This is a genomic window from Amycolatopsis sp. NPDC000009, assembly GCF_055563465.1.
On sequence record NZ_JBVHDI010000019.1, the window covers coordinates 72,211 to 96,887 of the forward strand.

At 69.3% G+C, this 24,677-nt stretch carries 25 protein-coding genes and 1 pseudogene; 8 read left to right on the forward strand and 18 right to left on the reverse strand.

What is annotated here, in order from left to right; genetic code table 11:
* Nucleotides 1–128 precede the first annotated feature (128 nt).
* The 4 genes from ACZ3HL_RS35005 to pafA form a co-directional block, all read right to left on the reverse strand.
* Entirely contained in the window at nt 129–1,172 is a 1,044-nt protein-coding gene (locus ACZ3HL_RS35005; RefSeq protein ID WP_465419403.1) for a WD40/YVTN/BNR-like repeat-containing protein, read from the reverse strand.
* Between the two features lie 76 nt (nt 1,173–1,248).
* Nucleotides 1,249–1,755, reverse strand: coding sequence for a hypothetical protein (locus ACZ3HL_RS35010; protein WP_465535595.1), 507 nt, complete (start codon nt 1,753–1,755; stop codon nt 1,249–1,251).
* Between the two features lie 127 nt (nt 1,756–1,882).
* Nucleotides 1,883–2,422 carry a hypothetical protein gene (locus ACZ3HL_RS35015; RefSeq protein ID WP_465535596.1) on the reverse strand — a complete coding sequence of 180 codons (540 nt, stop codon included), beginning with the start codon at nt 2,420–2,422 and terminating at the stop codon, nt 1,883–1,885.
* 89 nt (nt 2,423–2,511) lie between these two features.
* Nucleotides 2,512–3,870 (reverse strand): Pup--protein ligase, encoded by a 1,359-nt coding sequence (gene pafA / locus ACZ3HL_RS35020; protein WP_007035399.1) that lies wholly within the window; start codon nt 3,868–3,870, stop codon nt 2,512–2,514.
* A gap of 147 nt (nt 3,871–4,017) precedes the next feature.
* On the opposite strand from pafA, the gene ACZ3HL_RS35025 reads away from it, so the two are divergent.
* A complete protein-coding gene (locus ACZ3HL_RS35025; protein WP_465535598.1) occupies nt 4,018–5,496 on the forward strand; it encodes a phosphatase PAP2 family protein in 1,479 nt (492 codons plus the stop codon).
* A 284-nt stretch (nt 5,497–5,780) separates the two neighbouring features.
* On the opposite strand, the gene prcA is transcribed toward ACZ3HL_RS35025, so the two are convergent.
* From prcA to dop, 4 genes are all read right to left on the reverse strand, one after another.
* Nucleotides 5,781–6,542 carry a proteasome subunit alpha gene (prcA, locus tag ACZ3HL_RS35030; protein ID WP_465419407.1) on the reverse strand — a complete coding sequence of 254 codons (762 nt, stop codon included), beginning with the start codon at nt 6,540–6,542 and terminating at the stop codon, nt 5,781–5,783.
* 52 nt (nt 6,543–6,594) lie between these two features.
* Nucleotides 6,595–7,431: a proteasome subunit beta gene (gene prcB, locus ACZ3HL_RS35035; RefSeq protein WP_378441607.1), complete on the reverse strand. Its 837-nt coding sequence runs from the start codon at nt 7,429–7,431 to the stop codon at nt 6,595–6,597.
* A gap of 77 nt (nt 7,432–7,508) precedes the next feature.
* Nucleotides 7,509–7,703 (reverse strand): ubiquitin-like protein Pup, encoded by a 195-nt coding sequence (locus ACZ3HL_RS35040; RefSeq protein ID WP_410646925.1) that lies wholly within the window; start codon nt 7,701–7,703, stop codon nt 7,509–7,511.
* Nucleotides 7,704–7,800: 97 nt separating this feature from the next.
* The gene (gene dop, locus ACZ3HL_RS35045) at nt 7,801–9,303 is read right to left on the reverse strand and encodes a depupylase/deamidase Dop (protein ID WP_465419410.1); all 1,503 of its coding nucleotides are present in this window, start codon (nt 9,301–9,303) and stop codon (nt 7,801–7,803) included.
* Between the two features lie 43 nt (nt 9,304–9,346).
* Here dop and ACZ3HL_RS35050 point away from each other — a divergent pair, with 43 nt between their 5' ends.
* Nucleotides 9,347–9,865 carry an NUDIX hydrolase gene (locus ACZ3HL_RS35050; protein ID WP_126731996.1) on the forward strand — a complete coding sequence of 173 codons (519 nt, stop codon included), beginning with the start codon at nt 9,347–9,349 and terminating at the stop codon, nt 9,863–9,865.
* Here ACZ3HL_RS35050 and ACZ3HL_RS35055 read toward each other — a convergent pair.
* Genes ACZ3HL_RS35055 through ACZ3HL_RS35065 form a run of 3 tightly spaced genes read right to left on the reverse strand, consistent with a single transcriptional unit; the run spans nt 9,862 to nt 11,817 of the window.
* Nucleotides 9,862–10,467 carry a hypothetical protein gene (locus ACZ3HL_RS35055; RefSeq protein WP_465535599.1) on the reverse strand — a complete coding sequence of 202 codons (606 nt, stop codon included), beginning with the start codon at nt 10,465–10,467 and terminating at the stop codon, nt 9,862–9,864. The two genes, ACZ3HL_RS35050 and ACZ3HL_RS35055, sit on opposite strands and share 4 nt — an antisense overlap.
* A gap of 55 nt (nt 10,468–10,522) precedes the next feature.
* Nucleotides 10,523–11,476, reverse strand: coding sequence for an aldo/keto reductase (locus ACZ3HL_RS35060; protein WP_465535600.1), 954 nt, complete (start codon nt 11,474–11,476; stop codon nt 10,523–10,525).
* Nucleotides 11,473–11,817: a hypothetical protein gene (locus ACZ3HL_RS35065; protein WP_125678154.1), complete on the reverse strand. Its 345-nt coding sequence runs from the start codon at nt 11,815–11,817 to the stop codon at nt 11,473–11,475. The genes ACZ3HL_RS35060 and ACZ3HL_RS35065 overlap by 4 nt, the downstream gene beginning before the upstream one ends.
* 143 nt (nt 11,818–11,960) lie before the next feature.
* Between ACZ3HL_RS35065 and ACZ3HL_RS35070 the strand changes: the two genes are divergently transcribed.
* A complete protein-coding gene (locus tag ACZ3HL_RS35070) occupies nt 11,961–12,872 on the forward strand; it encodes a DMT family transporter (protein ID WP_465419417.1) in 912 nt (303 codons plus the stop codon).
* 54 nt (nt 12,873–12,926) lie between these two features.
* Here the strand turns inward: ACZ3HL_RS35070 and arc are convergent, their stop codons facing one another.
* On the reverse strand, nt 12,927–14,729 hold the full coding sequence (gene arc / locus ACZ3HL_RS35075; protein WP_465419419.1) for a proteasome ATPase: 1,803 nt from the start codon (nt 14,727–14,729) through the stop codon (nt 12,927–12,929).
* 362 nt (nt 14,730–15,091) lie between these two features.
* Here arc and ACZ3HL_RS35080 point away from each other — a divergent pair, with 362 nt between their 5' ends.
* On the forward strand, nt 15,092–15,910 hold the full coding sequence (locus tag ACZ3HL_RS35080; RefSeq protein ID WP_465419421.1) for a hypothetical protein: 819 nt from the start codon (nt 15,092–15,094) through the stop codon (nt 15,908–15,910).
* A gap of 34 nt (nt 15,911–15,944) precedes the next feature.
* Nucleotides 15,945–16,373: a hypothetical protein gene (locus ACZ3HL_RS35085; protein ID WP_465535602.1), complete on the forward strand. Its 429-nt coding sequence runs from the start codon at nt 15,945–15,947 to the stop codon at nt 16,371–16,373.
* Between the two features lie 190 nt (nt 16,374–16,563).
* On the opposite strand, the gene ACZ3HL_RS35090 is transcribed toward ACZ3HL_RS35085, so the two are convergent.
* Entirely contained in the window at nt 16,564–17,388 is an 825-nt protein-coding gene (locus ACZ3HL_RS35090) for a tRNA (adenine-N1)-methyltransferase (RefSeq protein WP_007035384.1), read from the reverse strand.
* Between the two features lie 57 nt (nt 17,389–17,445).
* The gene (locus tag ACZ3HL_RS35095; protein WP_465419425.1) at nt 17,446–18,597 is read right to left on the reverse strand and encodes a M50 family metallopeptidase; all 1,152 of its coding nucleotides are present in this window, start codon (nt 18,595–18,597) and stop codon (nt 17,446–17,448) included.
* Nucleotides 18,598–18,724: 127 nt separating this feature from the next.
* Here ACZ3HL_RS35095 and ACZ3HL_RS35100 point away from each other — a divergent pair, with 127 nt between their 5' ends.
* The 3 genes and pseudogenes from ACZ3HL_RS35100 (at nt 18,725) to ACZ3HL_RS35110 (ending at nt 21,416) form a co-directional block, all read left to right on the forward strand.
* Nucleotides 18,725–19,618 carry a RecB family exonuclease gene (locus tag ACZ3HL_RS35100; RefSeq protein WP_005150226.1) on the forward strand — a complete coding sequence of 298 codons (894 nt, stop codon included), beginning with the start codon at nt 18,725–18,727 and terminating at the stop codon, nt 19,616–19,618.
* A gap of 9 nt (nt 19,619–19,627) precedes the next feature.
* Nucleotides 19,628–20,413, forward strand: a pseudogene (locus ACZ3HL_RS35105) (thioesterase family protein).
* Nucleotides 20,414–20,480: 67 nt separating this feature from the next.
* Complete coding sequence (locus ACZ3HL_RS35110) at nt 20,481–21,416, forward strand: ParA family protein (RefSeq protein WP_465419430.1); 936 nt, start codon at nt 20,481–20,483, stop codon at nt 21,414–21,416.
* A 70-nt stretch (nt 21,417–21,486) separates the two neighbouring features.
* On the opposite strand, the gene hisG is transcribed toward ACZ3HL_RS35110, so the two are convergent.
* From hisG to ACZ3HL_RS35130, 4 genes are all read right to left on the reverse strand, one after another.
* The gene (gene hisG, locus ACZ3HL_RS35115; protein ID WP_465419432.1) at nt 21,487–22,332 is read right to left on the reverse strand and encodes an ATP phosphoribosyltransferase; all 846 of its coding nucleotides are present in this window, start codon (nt 22,330–22,332) and stop codon (nt 21,487–21,489) included.
* Between the two features lie 32 nt (nt 22,333–22,364).
* Nucleotides 22,365–22,628 (reverse strand): phosphoribosyl-ATP diphosphatase, encoded by a 264-nt coding sequence (locus ACZ3HL_RS35120; RefSeq protein WP_034306611.1) that lies wholly within the window; start codon nt 22,626–22,628, stop codon nt 22,365–22,367.
* 72 nt (nt 22,629–22,700) lie between these two features.
* Nucleotides 22,701–23,192: a methylated-DNA--[protein]-cysteine S-methyltransferase gene (locus tag ACZ3HL_RS35125; RefSeq protein ID WP_465535604.1), complete on the reverse strand. Its 492-nt coding sequence runs from the start codon at nt 23,190–23,192 to the stop codon at nt 22,701–22,703.
* A 17-nt stretch (nt 23,193–23,209) separates the two neighbouring features.
* Nucleotides 23,210–24,667, reverse strand: a complete 1,458-nt coding sequence (locus ACZ3HL_RS35130) for an AlkA N-terminal domain-containing protein (protein ID WP_465535606.1) — start codon at nt 24,665–24,667, stop codon at nt 23,210–23,212.
* Nucleotides 24,668–24,677: the final 10 nt, after the last annotated feature.

A 24,677-nucleotide genomic window follows, 5' to 3' on the forward strand; every position in this document is an offset into this window, starting at 1 on the left:
GGGGGGTCCCGGCCCGCTCGGGGGTGTGTGTCGTTGTTCGGTCCACCACCCCTGCGCCCCCCCGCCGGGCTGCCCCCCCCCGAGCCGGCGTGTTTGCGGGGGGGGGGGCCCCCCCCCCCGCTTCGAGCTCAGGCCGTGCCGAGCCGGGCCGCCCTGCCGTGGGCCCCACTCGCCCAGCAAGCGCCGCGAGCGCAGTCGACCGAGTCGAGCGATCCGGTGTCGAACGACTTCCAGTGCCGTCCGCCGTCCGGGCTCAGATCGCTTCCGCCGGGGCCGACGGCGATCACGGTGTTCCCCAGCCACGCCAGGCCGGAGCGGTAGCCGACCGGGGCCTCGGACGGGGTCCGCCAGGTGCGTCCCCGGTCCGCACTGAGCGCCACCGCCGGACCAGGAGCGTTCGGCGCCGCGTAATCGCCACCGATGGCCACGCCGTGCCGCGGATCCCGGAACGTCACCGAAAAGACCCCGGCGGAGGCGCCACTGGGCAACGGGGTGTCGGCGGCTTCCCAGGTCGCCCCGCCGTCGCCGGAGTGCAGGACCCGTGCGCGGGCGCCGCCACCGGTGGCGATCCAGGCGTCACGCGGGCCCGCCGTGGTGAGGCACTGGCCGCTGGCGGCGAACCCGAACTCTCCGTCGAGCGCGGGAACCATGCCCTCGGCGGGGACGGGCTTCCACGTGCGGCCGCCGTCCGAAGTGGACTGCAACCGGAACTTGCCGTCCACCGGATCACTCATCGCGAGACCGCGCCGTCGGTCGAAGAACGCGACACAGTCGTAGAAGGCGGCGGGGTCGCTGTTCTGGAAGGACAGTCGCCAGCTCTGGCCGCCGTCGTCGGTGCGGTAGATCCGGGAGGCGTCGCCGGGCCCGATCGACAGCGCGACCGCGTGATCGGCGTCGAAGGCCTCGATGTCCCGGAAGTCGAGCGCCTCGGTGCCCGCCGGAGCGACGGGCTTCCAGGTGCGGCCGCGGTCGGTGGTCCGCAGGATGGTGCCCCTGCTGCCGCTGACCCAGGCCGTCCGGGAATCCACCGCGGACAGGCCGCGCAGCTGGGCGTCCGTGCCCGTCGGAGTCTCCGTCCACGCGGGTTCCGGGCAGTCCGGTGCGGCGTGCGCGACGCCGGTGAACGCCAACGGGAGGACCGAACCCAGCAGGACCAGCAACGCACGGCGCATCGGCGCACCTCTCCCTCGGTCGAAGAACCGCGCGGGCAACCCTAGCCTGGCCGACGGCGACGTGGCGAGACCCGAGTCAGCCGGACTCCCGCGAAAGATGCTTCTGCACCTTCTCGACGGTCGGGAAGAACAACCGGTGAGCGACGACGAGGTTGACGGTCGTCAGGATCATGGCGAGAACCGGCAGGAGTGTGTACAGCACAATGCCGGGCGTCACCTCGATGCGATCCTGCGGGTTGTACCGCCCGGAACCGGCGACCCCCGGAACGTAGAAGAACAAGAAGACCGCCATCGCGAAAATCGCTCCTGCGCACAATCCCGCCTCGACTCCTCGCAGAGCGATGGCACCTTTCCTCTCGACATAGCCTGTTCTCACGAGCGTCCGCGAAATCACCATGGCGAGTCCCGACAACAGCGACGCACCGGCCGCGAAAGTGGCCATCCCCATGGTGACGACATTGGCGCCATCACTCGCAGTCGGAAGAACCCGCCCCGCGATCTGTATGACCACCACCATGGCCAGGCCGACTGCACCTGTCCCGATCCCAAGGCTGGTGGCGATTTCCCGAATATTTCCGATCATCCCGGGCGGTAGCCGCCGGTAAGGCCCCTCCGGCCATGCTGTCGGGTACGTCACGACTGACGCTTCCAGCCTGCCGAGTGCGACATTGATTCGGTGTCGGTCCTGGGCCACGCGGCCCCCAGGGAGTTCACCTTGTCCTGAATCGCGGCTTGTTCCACCCCGATGCTGTTGGCAAGCGAAGCACGTCGAGGACTTCGCTCTCGATCTCACCCGCGCGCACCTGCGCCACCCACGACGGGTCGATTTCCATGGCGACGATCTGCCCGTTGACCACTGTGTCGTGGACATGGCCGCCGCGACTTTCGGAGGTGATGCGGCGGTCGGCCACCGCGGCGGCCCGTTGGGTGAACTGGGTCAGCTCGGCGGTCGCGGCCTCCACGAGACGGAGCATGTCTTCAGTACCAAGAGGCGACTCATCGACGATGGCGGCGTTCGCCGCCGCTACGACGGCACTATGGAGTCCGCGCGGATCGACCGACCGTTTCCACTCCCGGGCGAGGATCACCGAGAGGACGTCGGCCTCCGGTGACACGACCACGGTGACGACACCGTCCTGGTCCTGCCCGTTGATCCGGTCTTCCTCAGGGACCGGATCGGTGAAGGACGACTTCGGCGGATCGTCGTCCTGTTCCAGCTCGTCCTCGAAAGCCCACCGATCGTCGTCCATCCGCGCCCTCCCCGGCTCAGAACCCACAGCGACGTACACGGTACCTGGAGTGACAACCGCGCGTCGGCCGATTCTGAGCCGGGTGTCGATCAGAGTGAGCTGATCAGCCGCTCGACCCGTTCGTCCACCGAGCGGAACGGGTCCTTGCACAGCACGGTCCGCTGCGCCTGGTCGTTCAGCTTGAGGTGCACCCAGTCCACGGTGAAGTCACGCCCGGCGGCCTGCGCGGCGGCGATGAAGTCACCGCGCAGCTTCGCCCGCGTGGTCTGCGGCGGGGTGTCCTTGGCCAGCTCGATCTCGCCGTCGTCGGTGACCCGCCGCACGAGCCCCTTCCGCTGCAGCAGGTCGAAGATGCCCCGCCCGCGCCGGATGTCGTGGTAGGCCAGGTCGAGCTGCGCGATCCGCGGGCTCGACAGGTCGAGGTCGTGCTTGTTCCGGTAGCGCTCGACCAGGCGGTGCTTGATCGCCCAGTCGATCTCGGTGTCGATCTTGCTGAAGTCCTGCTGCTCGACCGCCTCCAGCGCCCGGCCCCACAGCTCGACGACGCGCTCGGACTGCGGCGACGAACCTGTCTCCTTGACGTGCTGGACGGCGCGGGCGTGGTACTCGCGCTGGATGTCCAGCGCGGACGCCTCGCGGCCGCCGGCGAGCCGCACCTGGCGGCGGCCGGTGAGGTCGTGGCTGATCTCGCGGATGGCCCTTATCGGGTTGTCCAGGGTGAAGTCGCGGAACTGGACGCCCGCTTCGATCATCTCCAGCACCAGGTTCGCCGATCCGACCTTGAGCATCGTGGTCGGCTCGGCCATGTTCGAGTCGCCGACGATCACGTGCAGGCGCCGGTAGCGTTCGGCGTCGGCGTGCGGCTCGTCGCGGGTGTTGATGATCGGCCGCGAGCGCGTGGTGGCGCTCGAGACGCCTTCCCAGATGTGTTCCGCTCGCTGGGACAGGCAGTACACGGCGCCGCGTGGCGTCTGCAGCACCTTGCCGGCGCCGCAGATGAGCTGCCGGGTCACCAGGAACGGCAGCAGCACGTCGGCGATCCGGGAGAACTCACCCGCCCGGGTCACCAGGTAGTTCTCGTGGCAGCCGTAGGAGTTGCCCGCCGAGTCGGTGTTGTTCTTGAACAGGAAGATGTCGCCGCCGATGCCCTCGTCCGCCAGCCGCCGCTCGGCGTCGACCAGAAGATCCTCGAGGATCCGCTCCCCCGCCTTGTCGTGCGTGACGAGCTGGACGAGGTCGTCGCATTCGGCCGTCGCGTACTCCGGGTGGGAACCCACGTCGAGGTAGAGCCGCGAGCCGTTCGACAGGAAGACGTTCGACGAACGCCCCCAGGACACGACACGCCGAAACAGGTAACGCGCCACTTCGTCCGGGGAGAGCCTGCGTTGCCCGTGAAAGGTGCACGTGACCCCGAACTCGGTCTCGATGCCAAAGATCCGCCGCTGCATCCCACCAGAGTAGGCGGTGAAGACCCACTGAAGGTGCGCCGTTCGGGCGGCGACACGCGGTCGGTACGTTGCGTTCGGTGAAAGGTGTGCGGGAAGTCCCGATCGGGTATCACGCGCATGACATCCTGACCCGGAAGTGGGGAACCCGTGTTAAAGCAGCTCAAGCGCCCTTTCCGCAAGGTCGGACGGACCGATCGGCGGCTGATGGCACGGAGTGCGGCCCTGCCGAGGAGCCGGGCCGACGACGTGATCACCTCGCTCTCCAAAAGTGCGGACAAATCCAAGCTTTGGTGGTGTGTCGCGATCCTGCTCGCGGCGAAGAAGGGGCCGACGCGCCGGGGCGCGCTCCGCGGCGTGGCCGCCATCGCCGGGGCGAGCGCGGCGGCGAACCTGATCGGCAAGCCGCTGTTCCCCCGCCGCCGGCCCGCGGCCGAAGAGGTACCGATGCACCGGAGGCTCGTCCGGCGGCCGACCTCGTCGTCGTTCCCGTCCGGGCACTCGGCCTCCGCGGCCGCCTTCGTCACGGCCGTGGCGATGGAATCGCCCAAGGCCGGCGCCGCCCTCGCCCCGCTGGCCGCGGCCGTCGCCTATTCCCGGGTCCACACCGGCGTCCACTGGCCCAGTGACGTCGGCGTGGGGATCGGGATCGGGGTCGGCGCCGGTCTGCTGACGCGGCACTGGTGGCCGCTGAACGACGACATCCCCGGCCGCACCGCGCACACCGCCGAAGCGCCCGAGATGCGCGACGGTGAGGACATGCTCGTCCTGGTCAACCCGCATTCGGGGATCGACGGCCAGGATCCGACCGAGGAAGCCCGGTTCGCCTGGCCCAAGGCCACCATCCTGTATCCGGACGCGAAGCGTGACCTGCGTGATCAGCTCTGCGACGAGATCGCCGCCCGGGACGGCACCGTGCGCGCGCTCGGTGTCGCCGGCGGTGACGGGACGGTCGCCGCGGTGGCCGCCGTCGCGGCCGACCACGACCTGCCGCTCGCGCTCATCCCGGCAGGCACCCTCAACCACTTCGCCCGGGACGTCGGCATGCGCTCGATGCCCGACGCGGACGCCGCCACCGAAGCGGGCAATGCCGTCGGCGTCGACCTCGGCGAGGTCGAGATCAACCACGACGACGACCACCGCTACTTCGTCAACACCGCCAGCCTCGGCGGCTACCCGGAAATGGTCCGGATGCGGGAGAAGCTGCAGAAGCGGCACCCGAAGTGGCCGTCGGCGGCGATCGCGCTCGCCCGCACCCTCCGGCGCGCGAAGCCGCTGGAAGTGACCCTCAACGGCAAGCACACCAGCATTTGGCTGCTGTTCGTCGGAAACGGCACCTATTCGCCGAAGGGCTTCGCGCCCTCACGCCGCCCCGCGCTCGACACCGGCCTTCTCGACGTCCGCTACCTGCGCGCCGACGTGCCGTATTCGCGGGCACGGTTCATCCTCGCCACGATCACGAACAGCCTCAACGCCAGCCACGTCTACCAGGAACTCGACGTCGCGGAGCTGCACGTCCGGCTGCTGAACGGCAACCGCCGCGTCGCCACCGACGGCGAGGTCGGCCCGCTCGGCAACGACTTCCGTTTCCGGTCGCGGCCCAGCGCGCTCACCATCTACCGGCTCTAGGCGGTCGCGTCCACTGTGTACTGAGGGGTGGGGCAAAGGGTGGCAGGTTGCGAAAGCCACTTTCGCAACGTTGAAGGTTGCGAAAGTGGCTTTCGCAACGCCAGCGCGGGTGGGGAGCGCGAGAGGTCGCCAAGGCGGTAGTCGGTGAGCCTCGTGGGCCGGGCAAGGCCGCGAGGCCACCGCCCACCGCATCCGACACCTTTGCTTTACCCCCTCAAGTACGTGAAGGCCCCCTTCATTGCGTCCAGCGCAATGAAGGGGGCCTTCACGTACTTCGGAGAGGCTCAGTCCTTCTTGGACTCACCGGCGGGCTTGTCTCCGTCGGCGTCGTCCTCCTTCGGCTCCTCCGGCTCGGCGGGCAGCAGCGCGTCGAGCGCCGCACCGGCGACCCGGCGGAACTTGCGGCCGCGCCGGTCCCGCTCCAGGACGGCGACTTCGAGCTTCACCGGGTCCGAGTCTCCGTTCGCGGGGGTGGGGGTGTTGTCGCGCAACGCCTTCACCGCGACGCCGAGCGCCGCTTCCAGCTCCATGTCCGACTCGAAGCTCTCCTTGAGCTTCGTGGTGAGCGTGTCGGCCTGACCGCCCATCACGACGAATTTCGGCTCGTCGAAGATCGAGCCGTCGTAGGTCAGCCGGTACAGCTGGTCCTCGGCGGCGGTCGCGCCGACCTCGGCGACGCAGACCTCCACCTCGAACGGCTTCAGCTGCTCGGTGAAGATGCTGCCCAGCGTCGCGGCGTACGCGTTCGCCAGCGCACGCGCGCTGACGTCCCGCCGGTCGTACTGGTAGCCCTTCAGATCCGCGTGCCGGATGCCGGCGACGCGAAGGTTCTCGAACTCGCTGTAGCGGCCCACGGCCGCGAAACCGATCCGGTCGTAGATCTCCGACACCTTGTGCAACGTGGCCGAGGGGTTCTCGGCCACGAACAGCACGCCACCGCGGTACTTGAGCACGACCACGCTCCGGCCACGCGCGATGCCCTTGCGCGCGATCTCGGAACGCTCCCGCATCAGCTGCTCGGGAGAGGCGTACAACGGCATCGTCACTGTGGTGCTCCGCTCTTTCGGGCTCTCATCGGGAAGGGACAGGGAAGGACGGCTAGCGCCCGCGCTCGGCTCGTGCGGCCACGACGGCCTCTGCCACCGCAGTCGTCTGCTCGAGCGGCAACGCCACCGCACCCTGCTCCGCGGTGACCGTCACGATCGTCGGGAAGATCCGGCGCACCAGATCCGGCCCGCCCGTCGCGGTGTCGTCGTCCGCCGCGTCGTACAACGCCTCCACCGCCGTCCGGATCGCGGCTTCGGCGTCCGCGTCCGGGTCGTACAGCTTCTTCAGCGAGCCCTTCGCGAACAGCGAACCCGAGCCGATGGCGTGGTAGCCCGCGTTCTCCTCGTAGCGGCCGCCCGTGGCGTCGTACGAGACGATCCGGCCCGCGTGCTTCGCGTCCTCGGCGTCGAGGTCGTACCCGACGAACAGCGGCAGTACCGCCAGCCCCGCCATCGCCATCTCGAGGTTGGACTTCACCAGCCCCGCGAGCTTGTTCGTCTTGCCGTCGAGCGAGAGCGAAACACCCTCGATCTTCTCGTAATGCGCCAGTTCGACCGCGTACAGCCGCACCATCTCGATCGCCAGCCCGGCCGAGCCCGCGATGCCCACGGCCGAGTACTCGTCGGTGACGTGGACCTTCTCCATGTCGCGCGAAGCGATCAGGTTGCCCGACGTGGCCCGCCGGTCACCGGCGATCAGCACCCCGCCCGCGAACTTGACCGCGACGATCGTCGTCCCGTGCGGGGCGTCCAGTCCGCCCGCCCCGGTCGAGACCCGCCGCTCCGGGAGCAGCTCGGGCGCCTGCGCCCGAAGGAAGTCCGAGAACGACGAGGTCGCCGACGAGAAGTACGCGGCGGGCAGCGCCGACTTACCCGAGGTGTGTTCCATACGTGCTCAAAGTTCCAATCTGTGTGATCCGCCGGCTCCGCACGGGCGGCCCCGGCCCGGGGCCGCCGGAAGACGAGCTACTCGCCGCCCTTTTGCACGTAGGCGCGGACGAAGTCCTCGGCGTTCTCCTCGAGCACGTCGTCGATCTCGTCGAGGATCGTGTCGACGTCCTCGCCGAGCTTCTCGCGCCGTTCCTGACCCGCCGGACCGCCGTCCTCGAACTCGTCGTCCGAGTCGCCGCCGCCGTGCTTTTCGATCTTTTCCTGAGCCATCTCGCCTCCCGGTGTGGCCGATGTTTCCTAGCCTACCCAGCGGTCCCGACAATCCGTGGGATCCGTGATCGCTTAACCCCGATGAAAGGAAATCCCGCTAGTCCGAACCGGTGAGCGCCTCCACCAGCTCCTCGGCGGTCGCGGAGTCGTCCAGCAACTTCCCCACGTGGGCCTTCGTGCCCCGCAACGGCTCCAACGTCGGGATCCGCACCAGCGATTCCCGGCCGACGTCGAAGATGACCGAATCCCACGACGCCGCGGCGATGGAGTTGGCGTACTTCTCCAGCGTGCGGCCCCGGAAATAGGCCCTGGTGTCCGAAGGCGGGGTCGTGACCGCCTCCCGCACCTCCTCCTCGGTCACCAGGCGCTTCATCGAACCCCTGGTGACGAGCCTGTTGTACAGGCCCTTGTCCAGCCGGACATCCGAGTACTGCAGGTCGACCAGCCGCAACCGCGGCGCGCCCCAGGCCAGCTGGTCCCGCGCGCGGTAGCCCTCGAGCAACCGCAGCTTCGCCGGCCAGTCCAGCCTGTCCGCGCATTCCTGGGGGTCCCGCGCCAGCGCGTCCAGGATCTCGCCCCAGACCCGCAGGACCTCCTTGGAGGCCTCGTCCGCGCCGGTGCGCTCCAGGTTCGCCGACGCGATCTCGTGATAGGCGAACTGGAGGTCCAGCCCGGTGTACTTGCGCCCGTTGGCCAGCGACACCTTCGCCTTCAGCGTCGGGTCGTGGCTGATCTGGTGCACGGCCCGCACCGGTTCGTCCAGTTTCAGGTCGTCGAACCGGACACCCGCCTCGATCAGGTCCAGCACCAGCGCCGTCGTGCCGACCTTGAGATACGTCGAGTACTCGGCGAGGTTGGCGTCGCCGATGATGACGTGCAGACGGCGGTACTTGTCCGCGTCGGCGTGCGGCTCGTCGCGGGTGTTGATGATCCCGCGTTTGAGCGTGGTCTCCAGGCCGACCTCGACCTCGATGTAGTCCGAACGCTGCGAGAGCTGGAATCCCGCTTCCTCGCTCTGCTGCCCGACGCCGACGCGGCCTGAACCCGTGATCACCTGGCGGGACACGAAGAACGGCGTCAGCCCCGCGATCACCGCGGTGAACGGGGTCGAACGCTGCATCAGGTAGTTCTCGTGCGTGCCGTAGCTCGCGCCCTTGCCGTCGACGTTGTTCTTGTACAGCTGCAACGGCGGCTGTCCCGGCACGGTGGCGGCCTTCCGCGCCGCCTCCTCCATGACCCGCTCGCCCGCCTTGTCCCAGATGACCGCGTCACGCGCGTTCGTCACCTCGGGCGCCGAGTACTCGGGGTGGGCGTGGTCGACGTACAGCCGTGCCCCGTTGGTCAGGATGACGTTCGCCGCGCCGAGGTCCTCGACGTCCGGGTCGTGTCCGGGGCCGCTCGGGCCGGTCAGGTCGAACCCGCGCGCGTCACGCAGTGGCGATTCCACCTCGTAATCCCATCGGGCCCGCCTCGCTCGCGGGACGTCCGCCGCGGCCGCGTAGGCGAGCACGACCTGGGTCGAGGTGAGTACCGGGTTCGCCGTCGCGTCGCCCGGCACCGCGATGCCGTACTCGACTTCGGTTCCCATGATCCGCCGCATACCCACCACCCTACGGGGTCCGGGCCGTGCGACGATGCCCCCCATGTCAGGCAGTGACGAACTCGTTGCGCTCTATGACCTCGGCGGAACCGCCGTGGGTGCGGCCACGCGATCCAGGGTCCGCGCCGAAGGACTCTGGCACGCGGCGGGCGTGGTATTGGTCCGTTCGGGTGACGGGAACTCCGTCTACGTGCACCTGCGTACTCCCACGAAGGACGTCTATCCCTCCACATGGGACTGCTGGGCGGGCGGTGTGGTCGCGGCGGGCGAGACCCCCGAGGAATGCGCGCGCCGGGAACTGGCCGAAGAACTGGGCGTTCACGGAGTGGAACTACGGCCGCTCTTCACCCACGTCTACGACGAAGGCACGATCCGCTGCCACAACTTCGCCTTCGAAGCGCGCTGGGACGGCCCGTTCGTCCACCAGCCTTCCGAAGTCGTCGAAGGACGTTGGCTGACGCTCGACGAGTTGCGTTCGTGGCTCGACGACCCTTCGAGCGCGTTCGTGCCGGACGGCCGTCTCGGCGCGCTGGAGTGGTTTCGGCGGGAGAACGCCCGCTAGGCCGAACGGAGGCGCTGCGCGACGATCGGCAGCAGCCGCTTCGCCGCTTCCGTTGCCCTCGTCTCGGTTCCGGCGGTCACGCTGAGGGCGGAGACGAGCTTCCCCTTGGCGAGCAACACGGTGCACGTCGTCCCGTCGCACCATGCGCGCTGGGCGTCGACACCGTTTTGCTTCGCGAGAGTGAGCTTCTTGCCGTCACAGTCCGCCCGGAGGACGACGTCCGAAGCGGCACGATCGGTGTACTCGGTGACCTGATGTTCCAGCGTCGAGCCGCTGGGATACGACCACGTGGCCGAGTGGCTCGTGCCCCGGGTGAGCCCGGTCAGACAGCCGGACACCTTGCTCTCGCCGGGGACGACCTCTTCCTCGGCGACGTCCTCGTCGGTGAGCGACGCGGCGGAAACGGCCGCGGGGACGGGAGCCCTGGTCGACGACGGGGACACCGGGTTGGCCTGCGGCCTGACCGAAGGCTGTGACGGCTCGGCCGCGGGTGTCGATACCGGGTCGTCGTAGTAGGTGTCGAGGTCGTTGGGACGGTCGGCGCAGCCCGACAGACCGAACAGCGCGACCGTCGCCACCGCGAGCACCTGCCGATGACGCACCCTCGAGCCCTCCCCGGCTTCCGCCTGACGTTTGCCGCGAGACTAGTCCAGCCCCTCAATGCCAGCCGAGGCAGGATCGGTGCCGCCAGTAGGCCACCGGTTCCTCCGCGAGCGCGGCCAGCTCCCCGAGTTCGTCCTCGGCGAGTTTCACCTTCGCGGCAACGAGATTCTCCGCGAGCTGGGCTGTGCTCGACGGGCCGATGACCGCGATCGGACGCCAGTCCTGCGCCAGTACCGCCGCGATGGCCACCGCGTCCGGACCCACGCCGTGCTCCCGCGCGATCCGCGCGAGCGGCGACGGCGGCTCGACCACCAGCCGTCCGTTCGCGACGGTTTCCTTGACCAGCACCCGTTTCCCGGCGGCGTGCGCTTCCGCGAGCGCCGGGCCGGCGGAGGGGTCGAGCAGGTTCCACGTCGACTGCACGGCGCTGAAGACCGGCGTCCCGGACACCTCCAGCTCGAACGCCCGGCGGACGGCGTCGGCCTGCGACGGTCCGGACGTCGAGAACCCCACCGGCACCCCGTCCGCGGCGAGTTCCGCCAGCGCGCCGATCAGCCGGTCGTCGGTGAACAGTGGACTGTCCACAGTGAGCGAGTGGACCTGGTAGAGCGAGATCGCCTTGCCCAGCAGGCAGGCGGATTCGGCCCATTGCCCGGCGAACCGCGCCGCGGTGTGCTCCTTGACCTCGTGTACCTCCGCGTCGAGTTTCCACTCCCCCACGTAGCGGTAGCCCCATTTACTCGACACCGTGACGTCCGCGTGGCCGCGGTCGGCGAGCCAGCCGGCGAGGAATTCCTCCGAGGAACCATACGAACGGGCGACGTCGATCCAGCGGACACCGGCGCGGTACGCGTCGTCCAGTACGTCGTAGGTCGCCGCGCGCATCGCCTCGAACGCGCGTCCGGGCGGCAGCGCGTCGACCCGGCCGAGGTTGATGTACGCGGGCCTGCCGAGCGCCGCCAACCCGACGGCGATCCGGTCGCCGACGGGGGTTTCCGAGTCTGTCACCGGGCTCCCTCGTTCTTGTGGCGGAGGATCGCGAGCCACTGACTCGAGTTCTGCGCCTGCCGATGCAGCTTTTCGAGGCGCGCCGCCGGAGCCCGAACGTAACCCTTGCCGAAGACGGGCGCGATCTGACGAAGGCTGGCGCCCTCCTCCCTGGCGGCGAGCAGCGCCCAGTCCGACGCGTCGGCGCAGGCCGCGGAGGCACGGCGCAACTCCCCGAGGATCTCGATGAGTTCAGGAGCGCTTACCTCTCCCGCTCGCACGGCGGCCGCCGTCGTTTCCAGCCAGGCCAGGACATCGGCTTCGGTGATCGGCGCGCGCGGGCGCCCGGAAGATTCGCTCACGGCCCGTAAGTATAGGCCGTTATACAGACGGTTCGGGTGACCGCCACGCGGGAGTCTTCGGACACATCGTCCGAAAACCGCTGGAGCGCAAAAGGATTCCGGGATTCACTGAACCCTTGCTTGAGGATTCAGGAGAAGGACAATTGGGACGTTTCGGTATCGCGATCCGGTTCGCGGCACTCGCGATCGTATGGGGTGCGAGTTTTCTGTTCATCAAGGTCGGGCTCACCGGCCTGTCGCCGGCTCAGGTGGCGCTCTCGCGCATCTGCCTCGGCGCCGTCGCACTGATCGCCATCGCCGCGTGGCGTCGTAAGCCGCTCCCCCGCGACCCGGCGCTCTGGGGCCATCTCGCCGTCTTGTCCGTATTGCTGTGCGTCATCCCGTTTCTGCTCTTCTCATGGGCCGAGCAGTACATCTCGTCCGGGCTCGCCAGCATCTTCAACGCGACGACGCCGCTGATCACCATGCTCATCGCCGCCGCGGCCCTGCCCTCGGAACGGTTCACGAGGGCCAGGACGACCGGTCTCGTCCTCGGGTTCCTCGGCGTGCTCACCATCGTCGGGGTCTGGCAAGGGATCGACGTCTCCCACGAACTGACCGCGCAGCTGGCCTGCCTCGGCGCGACGACCTGCTACGGCATCTCGTTCGTCTACGTGCGACGGTTCATTTCCTGGCGGAACCTCGACGCGCCGACCGTCGCGCTCGGGCAGGTCTGCTGCGGCGCCGTCGTGATGCTGGTGCTCGCGCCGTTCATCGCGACGACGCCCGTGCGTCTCGACACGCCGATCGTCCTCAGCATGATCGCGCTCGGAGCACTGGGCACCGGGCTCGCCTACGCGTGGAACGCCTCGATCATCGCGGCATGGGGCGCATCGAACGCGTCCGCCGTGACCTACCTCACACCCGTCGTGGGTGTGCTGCTCGGCGTTCTCGTGCTCGACGAACCCCTGGCGTGGAACCAGCCCGTCGGCGCGCTGCTCGTCGTCCTCGGGATCCTGGCCGCGCACGGGAAGCTGAGCCCGCGCAAGAAGGTCGAAGAAGCCGTACCCGTATGACGCGAAGGGGCCCTTCACCGCGACAGATGCGGCGAAAGGCCCCTTCGGCTCGTGCTACAGGTACTGACCGGTGTTCGTGGCGGTGTCTATCGCCCGCCCCGAATCCTGGTTCTTGCCGGTGACGAGCGTGCGGATGTAGACGATCCGCTCGCCCTTCTTGCCGGAGATCCGGGCCCAGTCGTCCGGGTTGGTGGTGTTGGGCAGGTCCTCGTTCTCCGCGAACTCGTCGACGATCGCGTCCAGCAGATGCTGCACGCGCAGGCCGGGCTGCTGGGTCTCCAGCACCGACTTGATCGCCGACTTCTTCGCCCGGTCCACGATGTTCTGGATCATCGCGCCCGAGTTGAAGTCGCGGAAGTACAGGACTTCCTTGTCACCGTTGGCGTAGGTGACCTCGAGGAACCGGTTTTCGTCCGTCTCCTCGTACATCCGCTCGACCGTGTGCTGGATCATCGCGTCGAACGTCGCCCTGCGGTCCCCGCCGAACTCGGCGAGGTCGTCCGCGTGGATCGGCAGGCCATCGGACAGGTACTTGGAGAAGATGTCCTTCGCGCCTTCGGCGTCCGGACGCTCGATCTTGATCTTGACGTCGAGCCGGCCCGGCCGCAGGATCGCCGGGTCGATCATGTCCTCGCGGTTGGAGGCGCCGATGACGATGACGTTCTCCAGCCCTTCCACACCGTCGATCTCCGAAAGCAGCTGCGGGACGATCGTGGTCTCCACGTCGGAGGACACGCCCGAACCGCGGGTGCGGAAGATCGAGTCCATCTCGTCGAAGAACACGATCACCGGGGTGCCTTCGGAGGCCTTTTCCCGAGCTCGCTGGAAGATCAGGCGGATGTGCCGCTCGGTCTCCCCGACGAACTTGTTCAGCAGTTCCGGACCCTTGATGTTCAGGAAGTAGGACTTCCCGTCCGCCGAGTCGCCGCGGGCTTCCGCGACCTTCTTGGCGAGCGAGTTGGCCACCGCCTTGGCGATGAGGGTCTTACCGCAGCCAGGAGGCCCGTAGAGCAGGACGCCCTTCGGCGGGCGCAACTGGTACTCCTGGTAGAGATCAGCGTGCAGGAACGGAAGCTCGACGGCGTCGCGGATCTGCTCGATCTGCCGGGTGAGGCCACCGATGTCCTCGTACCGGACGTCGGGCACCTCCTCCAGCACGAGATCCTCGACCTCCGCCTTCGGCACGCGCTCGTAGGCGTAACCGGCTTTCGAGTCCACCAGCAGGGAATCGCCCGGCTTGAGGGGCTGTTCGGCCAGCGGATCGGAGAGCAGGACGACCCGCTCCTCGTCCGCGTGCCCGACCACGAGCGCACGGGGGCTGCCGCCCTCGACGTCCGGGGCCAGCACCTCGCGCAGCGCGCAGACCTCGCCGATCCGCTCGAAGTCACCGCCTTCGACGACGGTGAGCGCCTCGTTGAGCCGCAACGCCTGTCCGCGCTGAAGCGACGAGACCTCGACCGCGGGTGAGACCGAGACCCGCATCTTGCGGCCCGCGGTGAACACGTCCACCGTGTTGTCCTCGTACGCGGTGACGAACACGCCGTAACCGCTCGGAGGCTGGGCCAGCCTGTCGACCTCCTCTCGCAACGCGAGCAACTGGCCACGCGCCTCGCGGAGCGTCTCGACCAGTTTCGTGTTGCGTTCCGTGAGTTGGCTCACTCGTTCCGACGCCTCGGCGAGTCGCTGCTCCAGCACTCGGTTCTGACGTGGCGAATCGGTGAGCTTCCGGCGCAGCAGGGCGACTTCCTCCTCGAGGAAGCGGATCTGACGTGCCTGCTCGTCGGACGTGGTTCCAGCTCCGGTCGTTTCTGAAGGGTCGGCCTCCTCGCGCCGACCTCCGGGAAGGTCATGATGCATCGGGCACCTCCTCGGAGTGCTTTTCATTCCACGGTACCGGCGATCACCGACAATAAAAGGCCTTTCCGCATCACAAGATCGGCGCGTCGCGTTCCGGACGCCCCGCCAGCACGTACCTTCGCGGCGCGCAAGGGGCCATCCCGGTGCCGGGTCCGGCGCACTCATGGTCACAATCCGTCCACCTGGCCTGACCTGCGGCGGAATACCCGGCTCCGTCCGGGTGCAAACGGGATTCCGGTATCAGTTCGGCCCTAATCGAGCGGCGATCCGGCTCGATGGCTAGCATCGGGCGACGTTCGCCGGGGAGGCGGACCCGCAGGTCATGTTGAGCATTTTCGCAGAACAGCTAGGGGGCACCAGCCATGACTTACCCGCCGCAGCAGCCCGGCGGCTACGGACAAGATCCGTACGGCCAGCAGGGCGGGTACCCGCAGAGCGGCCCCCAGCCGCAACAGGGATACCCCGGTGGCGGCCAGTACGGACAGGACCCGTACGGCCAGCAGCAAGGCGGCTACCCGCAGAGCGGTCCTCAGCCCCAGCAGGGATACCCCGGCGGCACGCAGCAGTTCGGCCAGCCGGATCCGTACGGGCAGCAGGGCGGCTACAACGCCTACCCGCAGGAAGGCGGTTACGGCGGCGGAGAGCCACCCAAGAAGAAGACCGGCCTGATCGTCGGCATCGCGATCGGCGCGGTCCTGCTGGTCGGAGGTGGTGTCACCGCACTGGTCATCGCGCTCAACTCGGGCGACGACAGCCAGACCGCCGCGCCGCCCAGCAGCAGCGCCGCCCCGTCGGAGGCCCCGTCCTCGTCGTCGCAGAAGCCGAGCTCGACCCGGACCAGGTCCAGCTCGCCGAGCACTTCGTCGACGAAGAGTTCAGGCCCCGCGCCCGGCGGCAAGGCCTCGCCGCAGGAAGTCTTCGAGAGTGCCGCGACCTCCTACAGCGCAGGTGACAAGAAGACGTTCCTCGACCTGATCTGCCGCAGCGAGAACACCAAGGACGAGGGCAAGCCGCTCGACCCCATCAAGCTCGAGATCACCGAGCCCGCCAAGGAAAGCGGCGACCGGGCGACCGGCCGTTACCGCGCCACCCAGGGCACCAAGATGGCGGAAGGCACCATCACGGCGGCCAAGGAATCGAACCTGTGGTGCCTCAAGGACATCAAGGCCGACAAGAAGTGACCTGTCCGTGACGGTGAGCCACAGGCTTACCGCGGTGGCGGTGGTTTGTGGCGCGGTCGTGGCCGGGGTCGTGGTGGGGCTGCTGCTGGTGGCCCCCTCCGGCTCCGACCCGGCCGCGTCGAGCACCGGCGCGCCCTCGCCACCGCCGGGTTCGTCCCGTCCGGTGCCGGTGGATCCGGACGTGGCGGCGGTGGAGGTGGTCGGCAAGGCGATCGCCGCGGCCATCGTCAACCACGACGCGACGGCGTTCGGGAAACTCACCTGCGCCCAGCAGTCGTCGGCCGATCTGGCCGAGCTCGGCCGGAAATGGGCGGCGGCGGGCAAGGTGACCGCGACCGTCCCGGATCCGCCGGTCGTCAGTGGCGACTCCGCCACCGTGACAGTCCACGTCGAAGGCGTGGGCGGTCAGAAGGACACTCCGTTCCCGCTCAGGAAGCAGGGCGGAAAGTGGTGCGTGCCCTAGGTGTCTACCGGTTTCGGCGGTCGTCCTGGGTGCTGGGTCTGGCCCGCGGGGGTTGCGAAAGCCACTTTCGCAACGTTGAGGGTTGCGAAAGTGGCTTTCGCAACGTCGGGCGTGGCTATCCGTGCTCGACCGCAGCCGGAAGCCAGCCTCGGCTCGAGCCCGAAACTCCGCTCAAGACCGGCTCTACCGCTCAGCCCTTGCCGGAGCGGCGGTGCACCCGCGGCGAAACGGTGCCGTCCGCCAGACGGCGCGCCGTCAGCAGGAACGCGGTGTGCGCGACCATCCGGTGGTCCGGCCGCACCGCGAGACTCACGACGTGCCAAGGCCGCATGAGGGTCTCCCACGATTCCGGCTCGGTCCAGCACTGCTGGTCCCGCAGGGCTTCCGTGATCCGCGAAAGTTGTGTGACCGTGGCCACATAAACCGTGAGCACGCCACCCGGCACCAGGTGCGCGGCCACCGTCTCCAGCTGGTCCCAGGGCGCCAGCATGTCGAGAACGACGCGGTCCACCTCGCCGGTGTGCGTCGACAGGTCCGCGACCGTCAGCGACCAGTTGTCCGGTTTGTGGCCGAAGAACTTCTCGACGTTCCGCTCGGCGTGTTCGGCGTGGTCGTCCCGGATCTCGTAGGACTGCACGGTCCCTTCCGAACCGACCGCCCGCAGCAGCGAACAGGTCAGCGCGCCGGAGCCGGCGCCCGCCTCGAGCACCCGCGCGCCCGGGAAGATGTCGCCCCACATCACGATCTGCGCGGCGTCCTTCGGATAGATCACCTGCGCGCCACGCGGCATCGACAGCACGTAGTCCGGCAGCAGCGGGCGAAGCGCCAGATAGTGGCTGCCGCCGGCCGAAGTGACGACCGAACCCTCCTGCGCGCCGATCACGTCGTCGTGCGCCAGTGCGCCGCGATGGGTGTGGTACTGCTGTCCCTCGGCGAGGACCATGGTGTAGTGCCGCCCCTTGGAGTCGGTCAGCTGAACCCGGTCACCAACACGAAACGGCCCTCGGACCGACACTGAACCTCCATACGCGCGAATGATCGACGTCCGATCCTCGCAGGTGGCCATACCGCGCTACGCCGGGGGTCGGCTCCGGGTCATCGCGGCGCGCAGGTCTTCACGCCTGAGCACTCCCGCGGGCCTGCCTTCGTCGTCCACCACGAGGAACTGCCAGGCGGCCGTTTCCCGGACCCGCTCGGCGATCTCCTCCCCCGACTCCGACGAAAGCAACACGGTGTCGGCGCGGATCGGCTCGGCGGCCATCTCCGCGGGCGCGTGCGGCGACGTCCCGGCCAGGTGCGCGGCGGCCGTCTCGTCGAGCAGACCGGCGGCGACGCCGTCGGCGCGCACCAGGACCACCCCGCGGCCCGCCGAAGCGGCCAGCGCGTCCGAGACGGGGCTTTCCGCCGGAAGCTGGAGAACGGGACGGACGAGTTCGCTCAGCCGCACACCTTCCGGCCACCCCCGGCGGGTTTCGGCCGCGAGTTCGCTTCGGGCGCCGAGGATCACGAACCAGGCCGTCACGACACAGACACCGAGCCGGAGCCAGCGGTCCTCACTGCCCGCCGCCAGCCCCCACAGCGCCCAGACGACCAGCCCGGCGGCGACGATCCCGCCGCCGACGACCGCCGCCCGCGTGCCCTTCTCACGGCGGCCGGTTGCCGCCCAGACCCCGGCACGAACCAGGCGGCCGCCGTCCAGCGGAAGCCCGGGCAGGAGGTTGAAGATCCCGACGGCGAAGTTCGCGACGGCGCACTCGGCGATCAGCAGCCACGCCGCACTCTCCGCCGGTACGGCGAACATGAGCAGACCGCAGAAACCGCCGAGCAGCAACGAAACCACCGGGCCCGCGGCGGCGACCAGCCCTTCCTGCCTCGGCTGGCGGGGAGTCCTGGCGACCTCGGAGAGACCTCCGAGCAGGAACAGCCGCAGCCGCCGGACGGGGATGCCGAGGCGGAGCGCGACGAGGCAGTGCCCGAGCTCGTGCGCGAGCACCGAGAGCCCGAGCAGGACCGCGAACGCGGCCGCGAGCAGCCAGGAGGTCAGTGTCGTCGCGCCGGGCAGGAACCGTCCGACCATCGGCGTGTAGAGCACCACGATGATCAGGGAACCGATCCACCACGAAGGGGCGAGCAGCACGGGGATCCCGGAGACGCGGAACAGCAGGAGCCCACCCTCCGGTGCCACGCCTCGTCGAGGCGGGCCCTGCTCACCCGTCACCGCCATGTGTCGAGCGTAGATGCCCGGATGTGGGCTGCCCGTAACCCGCCCTTCCCGTCCGGGTGGTGTCGGTCATGTCGCTCCGGTGCGTTGCGGTCCCGAAACTGTCGGTGCCCGGCGATACGCTCACCCCATGCCCGACACCGACACGGTCACCGCCGATCCGCCGCCCGGCGCCGAAGTCCCGCGCCGTCGGCCGGCCCTGTCCCCGTCGCGTGCCAGCGACTTCAAGCAGTGCCCGCTGCTCTACCGCTTCCGCGCGGTCGACAGACTGCCCGAGATCCCGACGAAGGCCCAGCTGCGCGGCACGCTGGTGCATTCCGTGCTGGAGCGCCTGTTCTCCCTTCCCCAGGCCGATCGCACGCCGCCGCAGGCCAAGGAGCTGCTCGCGCCGGCGTGGGAGGACCTGTCCGCCGAACGTCCGGAATGGATCGAGCTGTTCGACCAGGACGATCCCGAGGCCGTCACCTCGTGGCTCTCGTCCGCCGAGCAGCTCGTCGACACCTACTTCGGCCTCGAGGATCCGCGCCGTCTGGAGCCCGAGGCGTGCGAGCTGCACGTCGAGATCGAGCTGGGCTCCGGAGTGCTGCTCCGGGGCTACGTCGACAGGCTGGACGTCGCGCCGACCGGCGAGATCCGGGTCGTCGACTACAAGACCGGCGCCGCGCCCCGCGAGATCGGCGAGGCCAAGGCGATGTTCCAGATGAAGTTCTACGCCGTGGTCCTCTGGCGGCTTCGCGGCGTCGTACCGCGCCAGCTGAAACTGATGTACCTCACCGACGGGCAGTCCCTGGCCTACACGCCCGACGAGGGCGAGCTGATCCGCTTCGAGCGCACGCTGGAGGCGATCTGGCAGGCGATCCTCAAAGCGGGCAAGACCGGCGATTTCCGCCCCAATCCGAGCAAACTCTGCGCGTGGTGCGATCACCAGGCGCTATGCCCGCAGTACGGCGGTACTCCCCCGCCGTATCCCGGCTGGCCGGAGCCGGATCCCGGCGAAGAGTCCGTATTGGACCGTGCGGACTAGGGTGCCCTTGTGACAGAAGCCTTCTACGTGCCGTCGGGTGACGGCGTCTTCCTCCCGACCCCGCACACCGCCGGCCCTTGGACCCCGGACGCGCAGCACTTCGGGCCGCCCTCGGCGTTGCTGGTCCGCGCGCTCGAAGAGGTCTAGGCGCCGCACGCGAGCCAGCTGGCACGGGTGACGGTCGAGATCCTCGGGCCCGCACCGCTGAAGGAACTTTCGGTGCGTGCGTGGGTGGAGCGGCCGGGCCGGTCGGTCGAGTGGCTGGTCGCCGAGCTCTCCCACGGTGAGCGGGTCGTCGCCCGTGCGTCGGCGTGGCGGATCGCGACCTCGGACACCACGGCGGTCGCCACCGCGGAAGGTCCGGCACTGCCTTCGCCGGAGGGGTTGCCGACGTCCTCCTGGCCGGAGGGCTGGCACGGCGGGTACCTCGACGCCGTCGAGTGGCGACGCGTCAAGGGCGCGCTGGACGCGGCGGGGCCGGCGACCGTCTGGGGCCGTCAGCGTGTCGCCCTCGTCGATGGGGAGAAGCCGAGCCCGCTGCAGCGGCTGTTCGTCCTCGCGGACTCCGGCAACGGGATCTCGAACTTCCTGGATCCGCGGGAGTGGTGGTTCATCAACTCGGAGCTGACGGTGCACCTCCGCCGTCCGCCGCTGGGCGACTGGATCGGCGTCGACGCGGCCACCCTGGTCGGCCCGAACGGCATCGGTACGGCGACCACCACGCTGCACGACGCCTCGGGCCCGATCGCCTCCGGAGCGCAGGCCCTCCTGGTGCGACCGCGACAGGCGGGCTGATAGACGCGCTTTCTCGGCGGGTTTCCAATAGCCTTCCCGGAACAACAGACACAGGGAGCGCTTCGGCATGCAGATCACCTCGGTGGTCAACCAGAAAGGCGGGGTCGGCAAGACCTCACTCAGCGTGGGCGCGGCGGCCGCACTGGCCGAACGCGGCCGCCGGGTGCTGCTGATCGACCTCGACCCACAGGGCCACGCGACCACCGAACTCCTCGGGCTGGACGAGGTGGCGCACGACATGCCCAGCCTGGCCAAAGCCCTGACCAAGGTGTGGAAGGGGCCGATCGAGGAACTCGCCGTGCGGCATCCGCGCAGCAACCTCGGCCGGGGCGGCGCGTTCGACGTCATCCCGACCTCGCCGGGCATGTTCGACCTGATCCGGCGGCTGGACCAGTTCCGGGTACCCGGCTGGCAGCTGGCCAGGGTGATCCAGTTCGCGAACTACGACCACATCATCATCGACTGCCCGCCCGCGCTCGACGTCCTGACCAACAACGCGCTCGCCGCCTCGCACGGGATCCTCGTGCCGGTGCAGCCGGACCGGACGAGCATCCGCGCGCTGCGCCTGCTCGCGGACCAGGTGCGTTACGTCGAACAGACCGTCGGCCGCCCGCCGATCGCCTACTACGGTCTCGTGCCCGGCCTGTACCGCCGCCCGATCTCGCACTACGCGGCCGCGGCGTTGCAGGAGTTGTACGCGTTCGGGATCCCGATGCTGTCGCACGTCCCGCTCGGTGTCGTGATGAACGAGGCCGCCGCGCACGGCGTCCCGGTGACGACCTACGCGCCGGAAACCTTGCAGGCGCTGTCGTTCCGGGAGATCGCGGAGACGCTGGACGGCTACCTGCAGAACCATCCGGCCGCGGCGATCGTGCCCGCGGACGAGGAGTTCGTCTTCGAGGACTTCATCACCGAGGTGTCGGTGACCCGCAGCGCGAAGGACAACGGCACGCGCAAGAAGCTCTACGACCTCATGCCCAAGAAGCCCAACCGCCCCCGTTAGCCCAAGCGCGTGAAGGCCCCCTTCCCTCGGCTGAGCCGAGGGAAGGGGGCCTTCACGCGCAAACCTGTCGTCAGAGGCGGCAGGCCCGGATGTCCGAAGCCAGGACGGCCTTGGCACCGGTCTCGGCGAGCTCGTCCATGATCCGGTTGACCTCCTTGCGCGGCACCATCGCCCGCACGGCCACCCAGTCGTCGTGGGCCAGCGGCGCGACGGTCGGCGACTCGAGCCCCGGCGTGATCGCGATGGCCGCGTCGAGCAGCGAACGCGGGCAGTCGTAGTCCAGCATCATGTAGTGCTGGGCGAAGACGACACCCTGCAGCCGTGCCTTCAACTGGTCCTTGGGCCGGGTGTGCTCGGTGCCCGCCCGCTGCAGCAACACCGCCTCCGACACGCAGATCGGATCCCCGAAGGCCACGAGGTTGTGCTGGCGCAGCGAACGTCCGGACTCGACGACGTCCGCGATGGCGTCGGCGACGCCGAGCTGGATCGAGATCTCGACGGCGCCGTCGAGGCGGATGACCTCCGCCTCCACTCCGTGCTGCTTCAGGTTCTCGCGCACGAGGCGCGGGTACGACGTCGCGAGCCGCTTGCCCTGCAGGTCTTCGGCCTTCCAGTCGCGGCCCGCGGGTGCGGCGTACCGGAAGGTGGAACCGCCGAAGCCGAGGCCGAGGATCTCCTCGACCGGGGCGCCGGAGTCGAGCGCGAGGTCGCGGCCGGTGATGCCGAGATCCAGCTCGCCGGACCCGACGTAGATCGCGATGTCCTTGGGACGCAAGAAGAAGAACTCGACCTCGTTGACGGTGTCCAGCACGGTCAGGTCGCGAGCCTCATGTCGCCTGCGGTAGCCGGCCTCTCCGAGCATCTCCGACGCGGCGGCGGCGAGGGCTCCCTTGTTCGGCACGGCGACACGCAGCATTGCTTCTCCTTGGTTCTCCGGACGCGAAAGCGTCACAGGTACCGGTACACGTCCTCTGTCGACAGTCCTCGGCCGAGCATGAGCACCTGTACGCGGTACAGCAGCTGTGAGATCTCCTCGGCAAGCCTGTCGTCGGATTCGTGCTCGGCGGCGATCCACACCTCGCCCGCCTCTTCGAGCACCTTCTTGCCCTGCGCGTGCACTCCCGCGTCGAGCGCGGCGACGGTGCCGGAACCGTCGGGCCGCGTGCGGGCGCGGTCGGCAAGCTCGGCGAACAGCTCATCGAAGGTCTTCACAGTCTGGAGATCCTTCCATCCGCGCCCGCGCCGCGCTGCCCCGGGCCGGTGTGGTGCCGGTCGCGTCACACTTCAGAACAGCACCGCGCCGCCTCGCTCGAAGTCGAGCAGCTGCCGCTTCCGCTCGACGCCCCCGCCGTAGCCGGTGAGATCGCCGGTGGAACCGATCACCCGATGGCACGGCACGATGATGCTGATCGGGTTCTTCCCGTTCGCGAGGCCGACCGCGCGCGACGCGGTGGGCCTGCCGAGGCGGTCGGCGAGCTGACCGTAGGAGACCGTCTCGCCATATGGGAGGTCGATCAGGCCTTCCCAGACCATCCGCTGGAACTCGGTGCCGCCGAAGCTCAACGGGAGATCGAAGTCCTTGCGCTGACCGGCGAAGTACTCCTTCAGCTGTTGCTCGGTGTCCACGAAGATCGGCGAGCCCGGGTCGGGATGGCCGAACGTTTCCTCGGCCGGGCGATGCCGTTGCCGGACCATGTACACCCCGCAGAGGCTTTCGCCGTCCGCGACCAGGGTCAGCTTGTCGTACGGGCTGTCGATGACGGTGTGCGTGCGCATGGCGCTCCTCTTCGAATTCAGGCGGCGGGGAGCCGGTTGATCGGGTGGTCTCCGGTCGCCCAGAGGTGCTGGACGGCGTAGGCGCGCCACGGGCGCCAGCGTTCGGCGTGCGCGGCGAACGCGGCCGGGCCGAGCCCGAGCCCCTTCGCGGCGACCTTGACACCGAGGTCGGTCGGCAGGAAGGCGTCCGGATCGCCGAGCGAGCGCATCGCGATGCTCTCGACGGTCCACGGGCCGAAACCGGGCAACGCGTGCAGCCGCTCGCGGGCTCGCTGCCAGTCGCTTCCCGCGCCGAGGTCGAGGTCGCCGCCGTTCAGTTCGGCCACGAGGCCGAGCAGGGTCCGCTTGCGGCTCTGCGGCATCGCGAGGCTTTCCGGATCGAGGTCCGCGAGCGCGGCGGCGTCCGGGAAGACGTGCGTGAGGCCACCGTCCGGGTCGCCGACGGGGGCACCGTGCGCGAGGACCAGCCGGGCGGCGTGGGTGCGGGCCGCGGCCGTGGACACCTGCTGGCCCAGGACTGCGCGGACGGCGAACTCGTCGCCGTCGACCGTCCTCGGCACCCGCCTGCCCGGCGCGGCGGCCACGAGTGGCGCGAGCAACGGGTCCGCCGCCAGCGCCTCGTCGACGGCGACCGGATCGGCGTCGAGGTCGAGCAGACGACGGCAACGGCTGATCGCGGTCGAGAGGTCCCGCAGGTCCGACAACGTGAGCCGACAGCCGATGTAGCCGTCTTCCGGTTTGAGGGCGACGACGGCGGGACCGTGCGGTAGCCGCAGCGTCCGGCGGTACGCGCCGTCGCGCCATTCTTCGACACCGGGGACGCCTGTCGCGACCAGATGCCCGAAGAGGTTGTCCGGGAACAACGGCTTCCGGTACGGCAAACGCAGGTTCAGCGTGCCGGGGGCGGTCGCCGTACGGACGCGGGCCCGCAACTCCGTCGGAGACAGGGCGAAGACCTCTCGCACGGTGTCGTTGAACGTCCGGACGCTGCCGAAGCCCGCAGCGAGGGCGACGTCGATCATCGACAGCCCGGTCGTCTCGATCAGCAGCCGCGCCGTCTGCGCCCGCTGGGCGCGGGCGAGGCTGAGCGGGCCGGCGCCGAGTTCGGCGCGCACATGGCGCTCCACCTGCCGGACGCTGTAGCCCAGCCGGGCGGCCAGCCCGCGCACGCCGTGGGTGTCGACGACGCCGTCGGCGATCAGCCGCATCGCCCTGGCCACCAGGTCCGCGCGCTCGTTCCACTGGGGCGAACCCGGGCTAGCGTCCGGACGGCAGCGCTTGCACGCGCGGAACCCGGCCTCCTGCGCGGCCGCCGCACTGGGGTAGAAGGTCATGTTCTCCGGTTTGGGCGGGACGACCGGGCAGCTCGCCCGGCAGTAGATCCGCGTCGTCAGGACCGCGGTGAAGAACCAGCCGTCGAACCGGGCGTCGTTCGACTGGACCGCACGGACGCAGCGCTCGAAATCCTCATGCACCCGGCAAGCA